We start from the raw sequence: 1,740 nt of genomic DNA, 5'->3' as shown, positions 1-1,740 counted from the left end.
TATCCGGTTCCCATGCAGATCGGTGACTATCGCCCGTGCCGCCATTTTACCAAGTGTAGCCTGATTTTTTGATGATTCCAGGACCGCATAATAAAGCCATGGAATTATGATACAGGTAACCAGAAGAAATGTTGCAACCTGACCTGGAAGGACAGACGTAACCAGGACTCCATCCATAGTTCTGACTTCTTCATGCCGGAGCATCATAAGAAGCATTCTCCACCCTTCGGTCAGTCCAAGGTAGTATGCTGCAAAGCCTGCAATGAGTGTTACAATGACGGCATCAATGATCCCGGCAATGATCCTTCTCCCAAACCCGGCATAGTATCTCTTATCGTCATGAAAAGATTCGTTCTGATTAATATCTGACACAATACAATATATCTCGTACAGAGCAAAGAACCTGTCGAAAAAAGTATCGGTTCGTTATCGGGAACATTTAGATTTTGGTCGGTTCACTAAAGAACATGACCACTCCGGATGAATTATTGGATTGAAGAGAATCCGTATTCTTTTTCCCCTCCTTCAGCCATGGCTTTGTCTGCATGAGTTCATCATGTAATGCCTCAAGTTCAGGGTCCACTTCAAGAGTGGCAAAGGAATCGTCAACATGACATGCAGGACAATAACTCTTAGTCTGAACTGATGAATCACTGGATGAGGCGGTTCCGGTTGTACTGTTTCCGGATAATGCATCTGAATACTTACTCAGGTGACCATGCACCATCTCCCACCAGCAACAATACATCGCTGCAGATATCGGGTTGTTTGGATCGTACTCAAACTGCCAGTATCCATTCCAGTTTGGAGTATCAGGAGAGACATGGGGTATTGACCAGGCAGCAGAGACCGGGGTGCACATGAAAATGGCCGTAACCATGAGTATTGAAATGAATAAGAATCCCTTCATAATTATCAATCATCCTGTAAACCAATAAAACTATCAATCCCTTCGGATACTAAACTGTGCATAGCCCACATAGTCTTTCTCCTGAACCTGAACCGAGCGTACCCGGATAAAACCCTGTTGTGCTGATGAGATATTCCGGATAAAGGCGTCAAGTATGTCTGGTTTTCCCTCGGCATCTATCTCAACCGTACCATCTGGGAGATTTCTGACCCATCCGGTAATTCCCATCTCTTTTGCAATGTCCTGAACATAATACCGAAAGCCAACTCCCTGAACCGTCCCTGACACGATCATGGATACCCGTTTCATAAAGAGAACATATAGTATCAATTCCTTGAAATATTATTTTGCCAGAGCATTCATCTTATATGCCGGATAACACGGTACCATACTAAGGAGCGGTTATCGGTCTGCGTCGTATGGTAAAAGTCCTTCTTGTCCAGGATAGGGGAACGGAAGCATCTTCTATACAGTCCCGGCTATCTGATACTCTTCAGGTTGAATTATGGCTTGTCAGATCGATTACTGAAGGTGAGGAGAAATTTCAGGCTGTACATCCTGATATTATATTACTTCCGCTCACCGGGGGTGAACAGGAATATGGGAGTATTGTCAGCTGGCAGCGACGATGTGCCGTGCAGGGCCTTCATCCGGGTTTTCTCATTTACACAATACACAACGACGAACTGATTTTATTTGATATCTCGCAGGGTAGTTTTTCAATTGCACTTGAGCAGTCAGATGCGTCACATCAGATGATTGCAACACTTCGTCAGGTGTCAGGCCGGTCAAAAGTTGAACGATCCCTTCGTGAGGATTATGATCATCAT

At 44.6% G+C, this 1,740-nt stretch carries 4 protein-coding genes; 1 reads left to right on the top strand and 3 read right to left on the bottom strand.

Annotated features, from left to right (window positions below):
• The 3 genes from PLA23_RS13150 to PLA23_RS13140 form a co-directional block, all read right to left on the bottom strand.
• The coding region (locus PLA23_RS13150; RefSeq protein ID WP_324475496.1) for an RDD family protein at positions 1-372 on the bottom strand (372 nt) is incomplete at its 3' end.
• A 67-nt stretch (positions 373-439) separates the two neighbouring features.
• Positions 440-910, bottom strand: a complete 471-nt coding sequence (locus PLA23_RS13145) for a hypothetical protein (RefSeq protein ID WP_324475494.1) — start codon at positions 908-910, stop codon at positions 440-442.
• Positions 911-943: 33 nt separating this feature from the next.
• Positions 944-1,240: an acylphosphatase gene (locus PLA23_RS13140; RefSeq protein WP_324475493.1), complete on the bottom strand. Its 297-nt coding sequence runs from the start codon at positions 1,238-1,240 to the stop codon at positions 944-946.
• 89 nt (positions 1,241-1,329) lie between these two features.
• Here PLA23_RS13140 and PLA23_RS13135 point away from each other — a divergent pair.
• A partial coding sequence (locus PLA23_RS13135) for a hypothetical protein (RefSeq protein WP_324475492.1) occupies positions 1,330-1,740 on the top strand: 411 nt, incomplete at its 3' end.

This window comes from Methanospirillum sp. (assembly GCF_035406105.1).
GTDB lineage: Archaea > Halobacteriota > Methanomicrobia > Methanomicrobiales > Methanospirillaceae > Methanospirillum.
The sequence above is the reverse complement of the archived record's forward strand: the minus strand, read 5'-3'. Positions and strand labels throughout refer to the sequence as shown.

Bases quoted from the DNA above. Each gene is read 5' to 3' on its own strand.
- PLA23_RS13145 (WP_324475494.1), bottom strand. From the start codon at position 910: ATGAAGGGATTCTTATTCATTTCAATACTCATGGTTACGGCCATTTTC.